Origin of the sequence: Leucobacter komagatae (assembly GCF_006716085.1) — a bacterium.
Classification (GTDB): domain Bacteria; phylum Actinomycetota; class Actinomycetes; order Actinomycetales; family Microbacteriaceae; genus Leucobacter; species Leucobacter komagatae.
The window spans coordinates 1,098,304-1,114,725 of sequence record NZ_VFON01000001.1 but is presented as its reverse complement, the minus strand read 5'-3'; the positions used below and the strand labels follow the sequence as shown (position 1 = coordinate 1,114,725).

The window sequence follows — 16,422 nt, the reverse complement described above, 5'->3', positions numbered from 1 at the left end:
GGATGTGCGGGTGTTCGGTGTAGGGTTAATGAACTGTTGGTCAGACCAACTTCCTCGAACGAGTGGCAAATATACCCTGCTTTGCGACGCCCCGTCAATTACGGCGAGGCGAGCTCGCGAAACGGTAGTTTCGAGGGGGCCGCCTCCCTGTGGGCGCACCAGCTGACCCCGATACCCGAACCCCGCACGCAGACGAAAGGAGTGGCGAATGGACTGGACATCCATGAAGCGGGCGACAACGCTGTCGCTCCCAGACCGCCTCTCGGTCGACCTTGAACGCCTCATTCTCGATGGCGAGCTCGCCCCGGGCGATCGCTTGCCGCCGGAGCGCGCGCTCGCTGAACACCTGGGCGTCTCACGAGTCTCCATCAGGGAGGCGTTGCGCGAGCTCGAAAACCGCGGTCTGATCGACCGGAAGCCGGGCCGCGGCACGGTCGTGCTGAGCCCGGGGGAGCGCTCGGGCATCGTCGAGCAGATCGGCGACGCCGTGAATTCGGCCGCAGCCGAAATCCGCGACATTATGGAGCTCCGCGCCATCGTCGAGCCGCCCATCGCGCGCATCACGGCCGGTCGGGCGACCCCGCGAGACATCGCCCAGCTGCGCGAGCTCGTTGAGGCCATGGAGAAAGACACGACGAAGGATCGCTACGCCGAACTCGATCGCGCCTTCCACCAGTCGATCGCCCAGTACACCCACAACCCGCTGCTCGAACTCATCAATGAGCAGATCGCGCAGCAGATCGCGCCGAGCCGCGGTAGCCGCTACCAGACGCGCGAGCGCCGCCAGGTCTCGAGCGCAGCGCACCGGCGCATCTTCGAGGCCATCGCGGCGGGAGACGGCGACCTCGCCGAAACCGAAGCTCGGGCTCACGTGCTCGACATCGCGCAGCAGATCGCGCTCGCGGGCCAGAAAGAAGACCGCAAAAACGACACCCACTCACAGGAGCAGGAGAGCACAGCATGACAGCCGCACCGTTGGGCGCAATTTCGACGTCGCACCACCTCGCAACTGAGGCCGGGGCCGCCGTGCTCCGCGCAGGGGGAAACGCGATCGACGCCGCGATCACGGCGGCCGCAACGCTCTGCGTCGTCTACCCGAACAACGTCGCGCTCGGCGGCGATCTCGTCGCCATCGTGCGCAGCCCAGACGGCGAGATCCGCTTCCTGAACGCAACGGGAACGGCGCCAGCGGGCCAGACGCTCGAGGCGCTCCGGGAGACACACGGCGACGCCCTTCCGCTCCGCGGCATCGACACCGTCACTGTGCCGGGTGGAATCCGCGGCTGGGAAGCCCTCCACGAGCTGGGCGCGACGCGCAGCTGGGCCGAGCATCTCGCGCCCGCGATCGGGTTCGCGCGCGACGGGTTCCCGAACTCACGGTCGGTCGCCCGCGAGCTTCGTGCGGCGCAGCCCGAGTTCGCGAAGGATCCCGGCGCGAGCGCCGTGTTCTATCCGGGCGGCGAGCCGCTCGCCGAGGGGGAGCGGCTCACGCAGCCCGCCCTTGCGGCCTCGCTCGAGCAACTCGCCGCGGGCGGGCCGGACGCGTTTTACACTGGCGACCTCGCGCGCAGCTGGGTCGCGGGTCTCGCCCGCCGCGGATCGAAGATCACCCTCGATGACACTGCGGCCTACCGGCCGTTCTGGGATGCCCCGATCGAGACGACATTCCGCGGCCTGCGGGTGCTCACCGGGCCCCCGAACACCTCCGGGTTCATGTTCTTGCGCGCGCTCAACGCGATCACCGCCGAGATAGCAGACCCGCTCGGCGCGGGCGCCGGCGAGCTCGCCCGCGCGTTCTACGAGAGCAACCTCGTGCGTACACAGCTGCTCTCAGACCCCACCTTCGACGGTGCCACGGGTGAAGAGCTCGTTGCGGCGGCGGCGCCCGACCGCCCGATCGCCGGTGACGCGAAGGCGAGCGGCGATACCGTTGGGTTCTCCGCGGTGAGCGCCGACGGCTGGGCGGTGTCATTCATCAACTCGGTGTACTGGGACTTCGGCTCTTACATTCTTGAGCCCGACACCGGCATCATTTTCCAGAACCGTGGCACCTCGTTCTCGCTCGACCCCGCGTCACCCAACGCGTTCGCGCCGGGCAAGCGCCCGCGCCACACGCTCATGCCCGTCATGGTGCTAGAAGGCGACGAGCTGCGCTACGTCCCGGCGACGATGGGCGGAGCCGCGCAGCCGCAGGTGCACACGCACCTTTTGCAGCGGATGCTCGCGGGTGAGGATCCCGAAGCCGCGACCCACGCGCCGCGCTGGATGGTCGAAGAGGTGACCGGCGACAACCCCGCGAGCGTGGTCGCCGAGGTTGACGTCTCAGACGTGGCGAAGGCCGCGATCGGTGCCGCCGGGTTCGCGCTCGTCACGGTGCCGTCGCGAGACGAATCGCTCGGCCACTCAAACGTGGTGCGCATTGACCGATTGCCAGACGGCACCACCGGCTACACGGCCGCGAGCGACCCCCGTTCCGATGGCTCGGCGGTCGTCGTACTCGGGGCAGGGTAGCTGATCCGGATCTCGCGATCCCCATCCCATCTCCTCATCGCCCCGCGATTCTCCAGCGAGCGGTCACGCTCGCGCAACGCACCGAAAGACCCTGATGACTTCACCTGACCTCACTGCACCTCGCCCCTCGATCCTCGTGCTCGCGCTCTTCGGCGCGCTCACCGGAATCCTCTCCGGTCTGTTCGGGATCGGGGGAGGCGTCGTGCTCGTTCCGCTCCTCACCATCTTCCTCGGCTACCAGCAGCGGCTCGCGGCTGGGACCTCGGTCGCCGCGATCCTCCCGGCGGCGGTCGTTGGCAGCATTGGGTATGCGGTGCAGGGTAACGTCGACTGGATCGCGGCGATCTTGCTCGCTGTCGGCATCGTGGTCGGCGCGCAGATCGGCAGCTACCTTCTTGCGAAGGTGCCCACCGGCTTCCTCCGCTGGCTCTTCATGGTGTTCCTGCTCGGCGTCGTCGTCAGCCTGTGGTTCGTGGTGCCGCAGCGCGAGGCGCAGATCGACATGACGGTTGCGGTCGGCATCGGGCTCGTCGCCCTCGGCCTCGTCACTGGGGTGCTCTCGGGCCTGCTCGGCGTCGGCGGCGGCGTCATCGTCGTGCCTGCGCTGATGTTCTTCTTCGGCTCGAACGACCTCGTCGCGAAGGGCACGTCGCTCATCATGCTCATTCCGGGCTCGATCTCGGGCACCCTTGGCAACTTTAAGCGGAACAACGTCGACCTGCGCAGCGCCCTTGTGCTCGGCATCGCGGCGAGCGTGCTCTCGCCGCTCGGGTCGGTGTTCGCGACGAAGATCACGCCGTTCGCGTCGAACGTCGCGTTCTCGCTGCTGCTCGCGTTCGTGCTCGGGCAGATGCTGTTCAAGACGCTGCGCGCGAAGAAGGAGTAGGGCGCCGAGACGCCGGGCCGTCTCTCGGCCCCGGCCCCGCTGTCGACGGCCCGACGAGCCTTGCACACAACGCAAAACCCCCTGACCGATGATCAGGGGGTTTCGCCGCAGTGCGACTCTTGGTTGCGGGGGTAGGATTTGGACCGACGGCCTCGGGGGAGTCGCCAGACGCTCGATGCGGCTGTCAGTGGCACCGGGAAGTATGTGGGGGCTGGCCAAGGCAGCATCAGCATGAGAGAGATCAGGGGATCGGATGGAAGCTCGGCAACGCATTGTCACCGGCATCGAGCTACTTGAGAACGGCTACGTTGTTGAATGGACGCCCTCGAAGGAAGCCGAACCGGGGGTACACACGGTGCCGTATCCCAACTATGACCGCCGTCTCTTGGAAGCGCTCTGGGGAGCGTTGGAGCTGGTCGGAACCGATTACAACTACACCGACCGCGTTGACGAAGTACGAGAGCTGAGCGTACCCGGGATGACTCGTTCGCAGCTTTCCACGTTCCTCACGTGGGTGCAGCGAAGCGAGAGATTTTGCGATGGCGCGATCGACGGCTTTGTGAAGGACGGTAGGGTGCTGCAGGGGCTCCGCCGGGCCGTTGAGCTGGAGGGCGGGACAGCGCAGCTTGTCGAGCGTGCACCAAGTCTTGGCGCGCGTGAAAGCGAGCCCAACGTGCACGGCGAGCCTGCAGGGAGCCGGGCAAAACCGGTCATGGGTCGCGCGGGGTTGCTCGTGTTCCTGGGATCTCTGCTTCTCACCTATGTCGGCACGGCGTCGAACGTTATTCCAGGGGCCGGCTGGGCGATCGGGCTGCTCGTCGCGTTGGGCGGGGGCGTCGTTCTCTCGATCGTCTCCCTCGCCAGGCGCGAGCGCAGGGGCGCCGCTATCGCCACGTTGGTGATGTCTCTGGGCCTGCCGTTCGCGGTATTCGTCGGGTTCGCGGTGTTCTTCACGTTCTTCTACGTCGCGTAGATGGCGTTGCTGTCGACGGGGGCTATAGGACAAAAAGTGTGTAACGAATCCCGATCTACCCGCACCAGCATGCCGTAGTACGAGGTTCGCTATACCCCGGCACCATTAACCGTGCCGAAAACAACCAACTCGTCCACCTGTCTGGTATGCGGCAACGCGCTCGTGAAGAACGGTTTCACGAGCGCGGGAACCAGGCGCTGGAGATGCCTGAACTGCGGCAGCTCCTCAACCAGGAAACGGGCAGACCTCACCCGCCGGCACACCCTCGACCGGTTCCTGTCCTGGCTCCTGGGCAAGGACTCACAAGCCGAAGCCGCGGAACGAGTCTCAGACCGAACCTTCCGCCGGGAGATCGAATGGTGCTGGCAAATCAGGCCAACGCTCCCGACCGTGACGATACCGCCGAGGTGCGTGATCGTGGACGGAACGTACGTTGGTGGATGGTGTCTCCTGGTCGCGCTCGATGAGGACCTCACCCCGCTCGCGTTCCAGTGGTGCTCGACCGAAACCCAGGCCGCGTGGGGTGCGTTGTTCGCGCAGATCCCTGCCCCACTCGTGGTGGTGTGTGATGGCGGGCCAGGCCTGAACGCGGCACTCAAAACAGTGTGGCCGGATACGCGCGTGCAGCGTTGCATCTTCCACGTCCTGATGAACATACGCACCCATCTCACCTGGAGACCCCGCACCGTTGCTGGGCAGACGCTCCTCGCGCTCACAAAACAGCTTTCACAAGTACAAACGCCAGAGGACGCTCTCGGCTGGCTCAAGCGGTTGAACGCCTGGCATTCGATCTACGGACGCCTCACTCGTGAACGCTCGTACGCGAGGCGCAGACTCAAGGACGGGTCATGGGACTCACCCACCGGGAAACAGTGGTGGTACACCCACGACCGGCTTCGGAAGGCGTACCGGCTCCTCACCGAGATCCAACGCCGCGGACACCTGTTCACTTTCGTTCAGATCGATATCCCCAGAACCACGAGCGGCCTCGAGGGAGCCTTCAACTCGGTCCTGAAAACACTCCTCCGATTCCATCGCGGAATGCCCACCGTCCATCAGAAACGCGTCGCGGAATGGTTCGCTCTAAAACAAGCAGGACTGCTCCAGACCGCGCACTCGTTCATCACGCACGAAGTGATCAACCCGCCAGTGAACCCACGCCCCCGGTTCACGGAACCAGACCCGAGCCCCGAGCTCTACGGCACCGGCCTTGACGCCAGCGAAGGCCTCTGGCTACGCAAAGGATGGGGAGGGCGGACCTGACACGCCCAACGGTTTACACACTTTTGTCCTATAGGCCGTCGACGGCCCGACGGGCCTTGCTCACAACGTAAAACCCCCTGATCAATGATCAGGGGGTTTTCGCCGCAGTGCGACTCTTGGTTGCGGGGGCAGGATTTGAACCTACGACCTCCGGGTTATGAGCCCGGCGAGCTACCGAACTGCTCCACCCCGCGGCGTACTTCTAAGCTTAGGGCCGAGCGGGGGCGGTGCACGAATCGGCCGGTTGCCGGGGCGTGTTGCGCCCCGCTTTGCCCGGGTTCACGTAGCGGTCAGACGAGGGTTCGGCGGAGCGTCGCTCACAGGCGGCGTTGAGGGAAAGCGAAAGGCCCCTGATTCGGAACGAATTCCTAATCAGGGGCCTTCCTCACGGTTGCGGGGGCAGGATTTGAACCTACGACCTCCGGGTTATGAGCCCGGCGAGCTACCGAACTGCTCCACCCCGCGGCACAAGAATTAACTTTAGCATCATTTTGGTGAACACGCGAATCGTGCTCGGCTGCAGGGCTGTGGAGAGCGGACCCGGCGACGGTTGGAACTGCGGCAGTCTGGCGGCTCATTGAGTCCATGAGCCGAAAGGTCCACGCATGTTTTCAACCTTCTTCGTTCCATCTTCCAACGCGCCAGGGGGCGTCGCTCGTCGCGGTCGGCGCCGGCGGCGTTGGGCGGCGCTGGCCGTCGCGCTCCCGATCATCCTCGCCGGCGCTGTGCCCGCGGCTCAGGGTGCAAGCTTCGAGGGCATGCTCTCGTTCGCCGGGTACCACGTCGGCGCGTTCACGACCACGGACGGCGCCCGCGCATACTGCCTTGAACCGGGCGCAGACGCCCCCGTGAGCGCGCAACTTCGCCCGACTCGCGTCTCATCCCTCCCCGGGTATTCCATAGCGATCGATGATGCTTGGGGGTGGAAAGGGACGGTGCGCACGTCACCGACGACGAGTGACCAGATGCGGCAGATGAACTGGCTGCTCGCTGAACACGGCGAGCGCGCCGATGCCGCCAAGGCTGTCGCCGTGCAGGTCGCTCTCTGGGAGATCCGGCGCGAGCCGGGAAACGCCGAGTGGCTCGACGCGAAGTATCGGATGTTCGGGCAGAACGGCGGCCAGTCGCACGTCGACGCGGGCAAACGGCTCGCGGCAGAGGCCCGAACATCGGCGCTCGCCCCGGGAAACGTCGCCCCAAAGGGCGCGCTCGCGTTCGCCGAGGGGGTCGAGCCGGGCGCCGGTGACGTGCTGTACCCCGCGGGGACGACGGAACTGCGGATCGTTGGTGGCACCTTCGCTGACGGGTCGACCGCAGTCGCGCTTGACAGTGCAGCGGCCGGTTCAGTCGGGTGGGTCGCGCTTCCGAACGAGCCCGAGTGGAGCCGCACGACGACGGTGCGAGTCACCGGGCGGTGGTCGCTGCCCGAGAAGTGGTGGCCCGCTGAGCTGGTCTTGCACCCCGCGTCGCGAGAGACCGAGCAGCGCATCGGGGCGGGGGTGAAGCCCGTTCTTGGTGAGCACGGCGGCGGGTTCGGTGAGATTGCCCACGCGTTCGACCGGGAGTTCGCGCCCGAGATCTCAACGCAGGTCGCAGATCCATTCGTGTTGCGCGAGGACGGGGTGTTCGAAGACACAGTGGCCGTTGACGTGGCGACGGGGGAGTGGCCGACGCGGGGCGAGCCAGACGAGCCCGAGTACCTCCCGCTTGTCGCTGACGGGACGCTGTACGGCCCGTTCGAGGAGCCGCAGGCGGAGCAGGCGGAGGCCCCCGAGGGCGCGCCCGTAGCTGGCGAGAGTTCGCTGAGCATCGATCGTGGGCCGGGGGAGTATCGCGCCGAGCTTTCGATCTCGAGCCCGGGCTCGGGTTACTACTACTGGGTCTGGCGCATTCGCGAGGAGTTGCAGTCACCTGAAGTACGGGGCGCGGGCTTCTTTGAGCCTGGTGCGGTGTTTGCCGACCGGTTCGCGGTGTTTGAGGAGCGGCAGGTCGTCGCGACAGACCTTCAGCTTGAGACACGGTTGGTGAACAACTCACTCGCCTACGACGATAGGTGGGTCGAAGACATGGTCCGCGCGACGGCTCAGAGCGGGGTCTGGGTGCGCGATGACGCGGGGGATCGCATCCCAGCGAACGTTCGTATCACCTTCTATCGCACCGAGGGACGCCCGCTGCAGCAGCCGACGGTGCCGGCCGAGGCAGAAGCACTGGGCTCAGTCGTGGTGCCGCTTGCGTCGGAGCAGGAATGGGTCGCGGCCAAACCCTTTGCCGTACCCCGGGGTGCGGCGGGGTGGGTGACCGCGCGTGCGTGCATCGATGCTAAGGATCAACCGGAGGAGCACCGGGGGATGCTCCGGGAGACGTGCGACGACTTCGGGGTACCGTCTGAGACGGCTGAGCTGCTTCCGAAACCCGCTGACCTTGCCCGAACTGGCGCGTCTGTGAGCCCGAGGTCAGCCGGCGAGGGGCTCGCCGCGATGCTCGGTGCTGGGGCGTCCGGGCTGGGAGGCCTGCTCTTGGGAATAGTTGCTCTGCGACGTCGGAGCGCAACGAATCTGACTCATCTGCAGTCATTCTGGAGGCTTTCCAAATCAAATTCATAGGATTAGACGGAATGCTTGAGTCATCGAGAGAGGAGCCACGATGGCTGACAACAACGACACCCTGGGCCAGGCGGCTGAACCAGAAGAACCACAGCGTCCGCTGCACGATCCGACCCAGCCGGTTGAGCCCATCGCGGCGGAGCCCGTCACGCCTCAGCAGGCCACGCCTCAGCAGGTTACGGAGCAGCCGGGCGCAGTGCCCGGTGCGCAGCCAACTGCACAGCCAACTGCACAGCCAACTGCACAGCCAGGCGAGGCCTTCGGTGTTCAGCCCGGTGCGCAGCCCGGGGGCTACCCGACGGCGCACCAGTCGGGGCTCGGCCAGCCCGGTGTTGGAGCGCAGCCCGGCGGGCCGCAGCACAACCTGACGCAGGAGTACCCGACGCAGGCACTGCATGACACGCTCGCCGCCCCGGCTGCGGCAGCACCGCAGGGTCCAGCCGCACCGCAGAAGCGCACCCACTCGACCGGCACGTTCCTCGCGGGTCTCGCGGTTGCCGCTCTCATCGGCGGAATCGTCGGCGGTGGCGTCTCGTCGCTCGTTGTTGCGAACTCGTTCCCGAAGAACAACGCGGTCAGCCAGCAGAGCGGAACGGTGAAGCTGAATAACCCCGAGACCGCCACCGAGATCTCGGGTGTGGCGATGGTCGGAACTCCGAGCGTGGTCACGCTGTCGGTGGAGTCACAAAACGCAGCGGGCTCCGGCTCCGGAGTCATCTACAGCGAAGACGGCTACATCATCACCAACGCGCACGTCGTGACACTTGACGGCGCAGCGACAGACCCGCGTATTCGCGTGAAGCACAGCGATGGGCGCGTGTTCGACGCGAAGCTCGTCGGTGTCGCGCCGTACTCAGACATCGCGGTCGTGAAGGTCGAAGCCGAGGGGCTCACCCCCATCGCGGTCGCGAACTCGAGCGACGTCAACGTCGGCGACCTTGCAGTCGCGATCGGTGCCCCGATGAGCCTGTCGAACACCGTCACGAGCGGCGTCGTGAGCGCACTCAACCGCGGCATTTCGGTGGGGAGCGCGCTCATCCCGCAGGATCCGAGCCAGGAGGGGCAGGAAGACCCCCGCGGCGAAGACGCTCCTGACAGCGGGCGCGGCTTCCCGTGGGACTTCCGCTTCGACACCCCGGGCGAGCAAGACAACACGCAGCAGACGGGCGGGCAGGTCACCCTCCCCGTTGTGCAGACCGACGCGTCAATCAACCCCGGCAACTCGGGCGGCGCGCTGCTGAACGCGAAGGCCGAACTCATCGGCATCAACGTTGCCATCGCCTCGCCGGGCGCGACCGAGGGCAACGCCTCGAGCGCGGGCCTGGGCTTCGCAATCCCGGCCGACCTCGCGACCCGCGTCGCCGACGAGATCATTGCAGGCGAGAAGCCGACCCACGGCCTGCTCGGCGCGAGCGTCGTCGATTCGAGCCTCGATGACGACGAAGACGCGAACCATGCCGGCGGCCTCATCAAGGAGGTCGTGCGCGACGGTGCAGCGGCGAAGGCCGGGCTGAAGATCGGCGACGTCATCACCGCCGTCGACGGCGTGCCCGCCGCAGACGGAACCTCGGTTTCGGCACTGATCCGGATGCACGCCGGCGACAGCGAGGTGACAATCGACTACACTCGCCGGGGCGTGGCCGGTCAGACGACCGCAACGCTCGGCACTCTCGACTGGTAGTCGAGACCCTCTCTCGCGAAAGCGGGCACCGGAAACGGTGCCCGCTTTCGTGTTCTACAGTTGAAGCAAATGAGTACAGGTCGATTCCAATTCGCGAGTGGCAACATCTCGAAGCTTCTCGCGATCCCGAAATACATGCTGTCGTGGCTGTTCGCCCTCGTCGTGCCGAGGGTCGCGGGCACCTGGGCGTTCGGCAGTGGCATCGGCGTGGGCGAGGGAGCGCTCGCGCTCGCTCGTGAGCTTCGCGACACGCGCCCCGACACGGAAGTGCAGTGGCTGGTCGCCGACGAGGCCGAGCGACGCCTCGCCGAGCAGGAGGGTTTCACCGCAATCACGCGCCGGGGCTGGCGCGGGTATTGGGCGACGCTGCGCGCGCAGACGCTTGTCGTGACGCACGGCCTTGGCGATGTGAACCGGTTTGGGGTGTTTAGCGGTACCGTCGTGCAGCTCTGGCACGGGGCCCCGCTCAAACGGATCCACCTTGATTCGCCGGTCACGACAGCCGTCGGCGGCCCCGCTCTCCTGCGCGGAGTGCTCCGACGAATGTACGCGAGCGGCACGAAGCAGGTCGCGCTGTACGTCGCGGGGTCGGTGACCGCGGCCGAGCGCCTGCGCTCCGCGTTCCGAGTCGCCCCGGGAAAGGTCGCCGTGCTCGGCGACCCGCGAGACGATGCGCTCGCTCGCCAGGCTGCGCAGCCGGCGGCCGCCCGCGCAGCGCGTGACGAGGTTGAGCGGCTCCTGGAACCGCAGGCCGGAAACCCCATCGCTGGTGCTGAGCGGCTCGTGCTCTACGCGCCGACGTGGCGTGACGGCGAGGCTGATCCGGCGATCCCGAGCGAGACCGAGATCGCCGCGCTCCGTGCCGCGCTTGAAACCGCGGGCGCACGCCTCATCATCAGGTCCCATCCCCTCGGTGAGGGCGAGTACTCCGCGGCGCTCGGTGAGCGTATCCACCTCCTCGGTTCAGACCTCGCGCGCGACATTACGCCGCTGCTCGGCGCCTTTGACGTCGTCGTCACCGACTACTCGTCGCTCGCCGTTGATTTCTCGCTCCTTGGGAGGCCTGTGTGCTGGTTCGCACCGGACCTTGAGGAATACACGCGAACACGGGGGCTCTACGAGGCGCTCGAGGTGACCGCCGGCGCTCCGATCGAGCGCTCCTGGAGCGGGGTCTCGGGGAGCCTGGGGGAGTTGCTCGACGCGGGAAGCGTCGGCCACCGCGAATCGGCGAGGGCCGCCAGGGCGCTCGCCGACCGGTTCCACCCGCACCGCGATGGCCGCTCGGCCGCCCGCGTGCTCGCAGCGATCGAACGACTGCACCTGCCCGCTGAGCGCCTTGTCAACGCCGACGGCGTGTTCTTCGAAAGCTTCTACGGCCGCCAGGTCAGCTGCAACCCGCTCGCGCTCGACCGCGAGATCGCTGCGCGCTTTCCTGCGCTCCCGAGGTACTGGAGCGTCACGAACGAGCGGCAGGCAGTACCCGAGGGGGCGACGCCGCTGCTCGTCGGTGGGCCCGAGTGGTTCGCTGCGAGGCGCCTGTCGCGACTGCTCGTCGTGAACGACTGGCTGCGGTTCAGCTTCACACGGCGCTCGGGCCAGACCGTGCTGCAAACCTGGCACGGTACGATGCTCAAACACCTCGCGCTCGGACGCCCCAACGTATCGCTGCGCACCCGCCTCGCGATTCGGCGCGAGAGCCGGAGGTGGAGTCTCATGCTGTCGCAGAATGGGCATTCGACCGAGCAGTTCCGTGCGAGCTACGCCTTCGACGGTGAGATCCTCGAGACGGGCTACCCGCGCGATGACAGGCTCGCCGTCGCCGACATCGATGGCACGCTGAACCCGATCGTTGTCGCGAGCGCGCGGCAGGAGCTCGGCGTGCCAGCCGACGCCTCCGTGCTGGTGTACGCCCCGACGTGGCGCGATGGTGGCGGGACGGCGATCGACGCGCTCGACGTCAACTCGCTCGCGACAGAGCTGGGTGACGACTGGATCGTTATCGCCAGGGGGCACACGCGCACTCACGAGCATGGCGGCTACCTGCGGATGCATCCGCGAGTGATCGACGCGTCAACTCACCCCGACATCAACGACGTCATTCTCGCGGCGGATCTCGTGGTCACCGACTACTCGTCGCTCATGTTTGACGCCGCCGTTGCAGGCGTACCGCTCGCCTTCTTCGTCCCCGACCTCGCCAACTACCGCGACCGCGAGCGCGGATTCACCTTCGATTTCGAAGCGAGTGCGCCCGGCCCGCTGCTTCGCTCGCGCGAAGACCTCGTAACGTTTGCCGGCGAGCTACCCAGGGAAGGCGACGGGGAGCGCATTCCCGCGGAGTACCGCGACGCCTACGCTTCCTGGCGTGATCGCTTCACGCCGCACGATGACGGCGGCGCTTCAGCGCGGGTGGTGGATCGACTCCTCGCGATTGGGGCCCTGAACGCCGACGCTCAGGCGTCTCGGTAAACGCTCAGCCGCGCACCGCACAGCCGTTGCTACGATCCATCACATGGACAGACGAGCAGCTGGCGGTGTGGGCGCACGCGGTGCACGCGGCGCGTACAGTGCACGCCGCTCGTGGCGCGCGCTCTTCGGTGCGCTCGCGGGCACGCTGCTCGTGATCGTCGGGCTGCTCGGGATGCACACGCTCGCCGGTGGCCCTGACCAGGGGGCCGAGCAGGCCGGGGTCGTCGTCTCCGGGCACGGTTCGCCCGTCGTTTCAGGTCAGGGCGCGCCCGTCGCCTCCGAGCACGGCGTGGCCCTCGCCGAGGGGGCTCACGCCCCTGCGGCCCAGAACATGGCCCCGGCCGACCAGCACGCACCAGACCACGACGCGATGGCGTTTGCCTGCGCGCTGGCGCTCATCGTCGGCATGCTCTTGCTGGTGATTCCATCAGTTGGTCACTGGTTGCGAACGACGCCCCTGTCGCTGACCGCGCTCGCCGTTCAAGCGCGGCGGCTCCTCCCGCCCCCGACGCCCTCACTCATCACGCTTTCAATCAGCCGGACCTGAATACGCGCTGCGCCCTCGCGGGCGGGCGGCTCCGGGCCGCCAGTAGCACCCGAAGTATTCACCTGACTGAAAGAAACTCACATGCAAAAGACCACACTGGCGTTTGGCGCGGCCGCACTCGCGCTCTCGATCGTGCTCACCGGCTGCGCCACGACGGAGACCCCCTCGAATGAGCGGAGCTCGGCAAGCGCTTCGAACGAACAGGGCGCGGCGAACGCCGCAGACATCATGTTCGTCACCATGATGATCCCGCACCACGAGCAAGCGGTGCAGATGGCCGATATCGTGCTCAAGACCTCCGACATCGACCCTGGTGTTCGGGAGGTGGCCGAGAACGTGGCGGCCGCTCAGCAGCCCGAGATCGACCGGATGCTCTCCTGGCTCGAGAGCTGGGGCGTCGAGTATGACCCTGACGCCGCGGCGGGCCACGGCGCGATGGGCGGCATGCTGTCGGAGGATGACCTCACCGCGCTCGCAGCAGCCGACCCCGACACGATGGGGCAGCTGTTCCTCTCGCAGATGATCGAGCACCACGAAGGCGCGGTCGAGATGGCGCGGGCGGCCCTCGACGGGGGAAGCAACGCTGACGTCATCGAACTCGCCGAGCAGGTCGTCGCCGACCAAACCGCTGAGATCGCGGCGATGCAGGATCTGCTCGCTCGCCGTTAACCCCACGCCGAGGCGCGGGAGCACCGCGCCTCGGCCCGAGCGGTGCGGCGCAGAGCGTCGCCCGCCCACGCGACTTTTGGAGACCCATTGAAGACCCGAATTCCCCTCATCATCGCGGCGTTTGCCGCGGCGCTCACCCTCACCGCCTGCGCACCGAACGCCCCTTCAGGTAACGCCTCGGCAGGTACCTCAGCCCCTGGCGCGGCCGGCACCGCCTCGCTCGCGGACCTCGAGCACGTGCACGCAGTGACGGGCGCACCAGACTCAGACAACCTGCTTCTCGCCACGCACCAGGGCATCTACACGCTCAGTGCCACAGGCGACCTCACCGGGCCGATTGGGGGCAACCGGTTCGATGCCATGGGCTTCGCGACGCTCGGCACAGACCTCGTCGCCTCGGGGCATCCCGGCCCCGACACACCGGCCGAGCTTGGCTCGCCGAACCTCGGCATCATTCAGAGCGATGACGCCGGAGCCTCGTGGAAGCCCGTGGCCCTCACCGGAGTGGAAGACTTTCATGTCTTGACGGCCGGCGAAGACGGCGTGCTCTACGGCGTGGGCTCGTCGAGGCCGAACATCGTGGTTAGCGCCGACGGCGGTCGCACGTGGGCCGACCGCGCAGCACTGCCCGTCGCGGACCTCGCGCTGAGCGGCGGTGTGCTATACGCGACCACCGAGCAGGGGCTGCAGCGCAGCGCGGACGGTGGCGCCACCTTTGAAGCAGTCCCTGACAGCCCGGCCCTTGCGCTCATTGAGGCGCTGCCGGGCGGGCAGCTCGCGGGCATCGCATCCGATGGCGTGCTCTGGCGCGGCGGCTCCGACGCGGGCTGGGAACAGCTCGGAACCGTGGCCGGCCGGCCCCAGGCCCTCGGTACCTCGGGCGAGCGGGTGATTGTCCTCGACGATCGCGGCGTCGTTGAGTACGCGGGCGGGGAAACGAAGGTGATCCTGTGAACTCCGGCCCCGGCCAAGCCCCCGGCGCCGGGCGACAACGCGGCGCGACCTACCTGACCCCGGCCCCGCGCCGAGCCGCGGCCCGGCTTGCGGCCTTCATCTCGGCGGGCCTCATCGGGGGTGCCGCCGTGTTCCCAGCCGTCATGAGCCCGGCGGCGCTCCTCCCGCCCGGCGAGGACGAAAGGGCCCTAGCTGCCGTCGCCCAGGGGCTCGAAAGCGTCGACGTCCCTGAGGCCCGATCAGTCCTTGACGCCGTCGGCACCGTGCGCCTCGAGGAGGTGCCGGCGCCGCGCCAGGCGCCCGGCGCGGCCGCCAACGAGTCCACCGCCGGGGCGCTCGCCGCCGGTCAGCTGCAGTCATTAACGCTGAGCGACTCTGAGGTGCGTCTGCCGTTTGACGTCGACTGGCCGCTCACGGACGGCTTCGGGTATCGGAGCGCGCCCGTCGAAGGGTTTCATGATGCGCAAGACATCGCGGCGGCGGCGGGCACACCCGTGCTCGCCGTGGCGACGGGCGTCGTCACGGAGGCAGGGTGGGCGAGCGACGGCTGTGGCTTCTCAGCCAAACTCCAGCACCGGGTTGGCGGGCAAGACCTCACGAGCCGCTACTGCCATATGGAAGACGCGTCGCACGACCTGCGCGTCGGGCAGACCGTGCCCATCGGGGCGCAGGTGGGGCGGGTCGGAAACACCGGGATGTCGTTCGGCGCGCATCTGCACCTCGCGCTGCAGCTCGACGGGCAGCCGATCGATCCGCTGCCGTTCCTGCGCCGCTAGGCTCGCGACCGATCGACGACGCGGCCGCCCCCGAACAGGATCCCACGCAGAAATCCCATGCCCCAGCTCGTGTGCATGGTGACCAGCGTGGCGCCCGTGAGGAGGCGGTCGCGGAGGCCTCGCTGGCCCGGGATCCGCCACACCGCGAAGCAGATCGCGAGCGCGTACGCGGCGAGGGGTGACCAGCCAATCGACCACCAGCCCCAGGGGAGCACCCCCGCGACCTGCAGGCCGAGAAGCACAATCGACACGGCGAGAGAGACGACGAGCAGGCCGGGCGCGAAGAACCGCCATGGGTTCGCCCGCCCGTACTTTCGCACGAGCACGGCGCGCCAGGTACCGGTCGCGAAAAACTGCTTCGCGAGATCGCCGAAGCTGCCGCGCGGCCAGTACGTGACTCCCAGCGCCGGCTCGAACCAGACCAGGTAGCCGGCGCGGCGGATGCGCAGATTCAGCTCCCAATCCTCGCCGCGTAGGATCGCGGGGTCGTAGCCTCCCACCGCCTCGATCGCCTCGCGGCGGAAGATGCCAAGGTACGCGGACTCAGCGGGGCCCGGGGTGCCGTCGCCGTGGTATGCGCCGCCACCGAGGCCATAGGGGCTGTTGTAGCCGCGGGCGATCGCCCGCTGCACGGGGGAGGATCCGGCGGCGCGCATCACGCCGCCGACGTTCGCCGCGCCGGTCTCGCGCAGGGCAGCGACGCCCCGAACGGTGTAGTCGGGGGTCAGCTCAGAGTGGGCGTCGACCCTGATAATGACCGGGTGGCTACTCGCCCGGATTGCGTGGTTGAGCCCCGCGGGGATGTCGCGCTCCGGGTTTGCGACGAGCCGCACCCGAGGGTCGGCCGCCGCAATGCGCTCGGCGATGCTGTTGCTCGCGTCGCGGGACGGGCCGAGTGCGAGCACGATCTCCTTCTCACCCGCGTAGTCCTGCGACAGGATCGTCTCGACCGCGCGCTCAAGGAACCCCTCCTCGTTGAGCACAGGCATGACGTAGCTCACCGCTGGCATGATGGGCAGGGGAGCGAGCTTTGTGCTTGGGGAAGTGACCACCCGACGATCTTCCCACAGCGCCCTCTGGGCTGGCCGCCCTG

At 67.7% G+C, this 16,422-nt stretch carries 13 protein-coding genes and 2 tRNA genes; 12 read left to right on the top strand and 3 right to left on the bottom strand.

All coding sequences use genetic code 11. From position 1 onward, the window contains the following. Positions 1–208 precede the first annotated feature (208 nt). The 5 genes from FB468_RS05185 (at position 209) to FB468_RS05165 (ending at position 5,633) form a co-directional block, all read left to right on the top strand. Positions 209–964, top strand: coding sequence for a FadR/GntR family transcriptional regulator (locus FB468_RS05185; RefSeq protein WP_141886394.1), 756 nt, complete (start codon positions 209–211; stop codon positions 962–964). Continuing rightward, the gene (locus FB468_RS05180) at positions 961–2,511 is read left to right on the top strand and encodes a gamma-glutamyltransferase family protein (RefSeq protein WP_141886393.1); all 1,551 of its coding nucleotides are present in this window, start codon (positions 961–963) and stop codon (positions 2,509–2,511) included. The genes FB468_RS05185 and FB468_RS05180 overlap by 4 nt, the downstream gene beginning before the upstream one ends. 94 nt (positions 2,512–2,605) lie before the next feature. Then, entirely contained in the window at positions 2,606–3,397 is a 792-nt protein-coding gene (locus FB468_RS05175; protein ID WP_141886392.1) for a sulfite exporter TauE/SafE family protein, read from the top strand. A gap of 253 nt (positions 3,398–3,650) precedes the next feature. Beyond that, complete coding sequence (locus FB468_RS05170) at positions 3,651–4,370, top strand: DUF6508 domain-containing protein (protein ID WP_141886391.1); 720 nt, start codon at positions 3,651–3,653, stop codon at positions 4,368–4,370. Between the two features lie 111 nt (positions 4,371–4,481). Continuing rightward, entirely contained in the window at positions 4,482–5,633 is a 1,152-nt protein-coding gene (locus FB468_RS05165) for an IS1249 family transposase (protein ID WP_141885937.1), read from the top strand. 117 nt (positions 5,634–5,750) lie between these two features. Here the strand turns inward: FB468_RS05165 and FB468_RS05160 are convergent. Further along, positions 5,751–5,827 (bottom strand) — tRNA-Met (locus FB468_RS05160). 197 nt (positions 5,828–6,024) lie between these two features. Continuing rightward, a tRNA-Met gene (locus FB468_RS05155) sits at positions 6,025–6,098 on the bottom strand. Between the two features lie 140 nt (positions 6,099–6,238). Here FB468_RS05155 and FB468_RS05150 point away from each other — a divergent pair. The 7 genes from FB468_RS05150 to FB468_RS05120 all read left to right on the top strand — a co-directional run bounded on the left by FB468_RS05150 (position 6,239) and on the right by FB468_RS05120 (position 15,329). Further along, positions 6,239–8,236: a hypothetical protein gene (locus tag FB468_RS05150; RefSeq protein WP_141886390.1), complete on the top strand. Its 1,998-nt coding sequence runs from the start codon at positions 6,239–6,241 to the stop codon at positions 8,234–8,236. 40 nt (positions 8,237–8,276) lie between these two features. Beyond that, positions 8,277–9,917 (top strand): S1C family serine protease, encoded by a 1,641-nt coding sequence (locus FB468_RS05145; RefSeq protein WP_141886389.1) that lies wholly within the window; start codon positions 8,277–8,279, stop codon positions 9,915–9,917. A gap of 69 nt (positions 9,918–9,986) precedes the next feature. Beyond that, positions 9,987–12,383, top strand: coding sequence for a CDP-glycerol glycerophosphotransferase family protein (locus FB468_RS05140; protein ID WP_141886388.1), 2,397 nt, complete (start codon positions 9,987–9,989; stop codon positions 12,381–12,383). A 43-nt stretch (positions 12,384–12,426) separates the two neighbouring features. Then, the gene (locus tag FB468_RS05135) at positions 12,427–12,930 is read left to right on the top strand and encodes a DUF6153 family protein (protein ID WP_141886387.1); all 504 of its coding nucleotides are present in this window, start codon (positions 12,427–12,429) and stop codon (positions 12,928–12,930) included. Positions 12,931–13,011: 81 nt separating this feature from the next. After that, positions 13,012–13,599: a DUF305 domain-containing protein gene (locus FB468_RS05130; RefSeq protein WP_141886386.1), complete on the top strand. Its 588-nt coding sequence runs from the start codon at positions 13,012–13,014 to the stop codon at positions 13,597–13,599. An 87-nt stretch (positions 13,600–13,686) separates the two neighbouring features. Then, entirely contained in the window at positions 13,687–14,553 is an 867-nt protein-coding gene (locus FB468_RS05125) for a F510_1955 family glycosylhydrolase (RefSeq protein WP_141886385.1), read from the top strand. Then, on the top strand, positions 14,550–15,329 hold the full coding sequence (locus FB468_RS05120) for a M23 family metallopeptidase (protein ID WP_246055762.1): 780 nt from the start codon (positions 14,550–14,552) through the stop codon (positions 15,327–15,329). Before FB468_RS05125 ends, FB468_RS05120 begins: the two co-directional genes overlap by 4 nt. Here the strand turns inward: FB468_RS05120 and FB468_RS05115 are convergent. Continuing rightward, positions 15,326–16,339, bottom strand: coding sequence for a glycosyltransferase family 2 protein (locus FB468_RS05115; RefSeq protein WP_141888143.1), 1,014 nt, complete (start codon positions 16,337–16,339; stop codon positions 15,326–15,328). The genes FB468_RS05120 and FB468_RS05115 overlap by 4 nt on opposite strands. Positions 16,340–16,422: the final 83 nt, after the last annotated feature.

Excerpts from the sequence above, each read along its gene's own strand:
- FB468_RS05115 (WP_141888143.1), bottom strand. The coding sequence starts at position 16,339 with ATGCCAGCGGTGAGCTACGTCATGCCTGTGCTCAACGAGGAGGGGTTC.
- FB468_RS05185 (WP_141886394.1), top strand. The coding sequence starts at position 209 with ATGGACTGGACATCCATGAAGCGGGCGACAACGCTGTCGCTCCCAGAC.
- FB468_RS05150 (WP_141886390.1), top strand. The coding sequence starts at position 6,239 with ATGTTTTCAACCTTCTTCGTTCCATCTTCCAACGCGCCAGGGGGCGTC.
- FB468_RS05175 (WP_141886392.1), top strand. The coding sequence starts at position 2,606 with ATGACTTCACCTGACCTCACTGCACCTCGCCCCTCGATCCTCGTGCTC.
- FB468_RS05130 (WP_141886386.1), top strand. The coding sequence starts at position 13,012 with ATGCAAAAGACCACACTGGCGTTTGGCGCGGCCGCACTCGCGCTCTCG.
- FB468_RS05145 (WP_141886389.1), top strand. The coding sequence starts at position 8,277 with ATGGCTGACAACAACGACACCCTGGGCCAGGCGGCTGAACCAGAAGAA.
- FB468_RS05180 (WP_141886393.1), top strand. The coding sequence starts at position 961 with ATGACAGCCGCACCGTTGGGCGCAATTTCGACGTCGCACCACCTCGCA.
- FB468_RS05170 (WP_141886391.1), top strand. The coding sequence starts at position 3,651 with ATGGAAGCTCGGCAACGCATTGTCACCGGCATCGAGCTACTTGAGAAC.
- FB468_RS05140 (WP_141886388.1), top strand. The coding sequence starts at position 9,987 with ATGAGTACAGGTCGATTCCAATTCGCGAGTGGCAACATCTCGAAGCTT.
- FB468_RS05135 (WP_141886387.1), top strand. The coding sequence starts at position 12,427 with ATGGACAGACGAGCAGCTGGCGGTGTGGGCGCACGCGGTGCACGCGGC.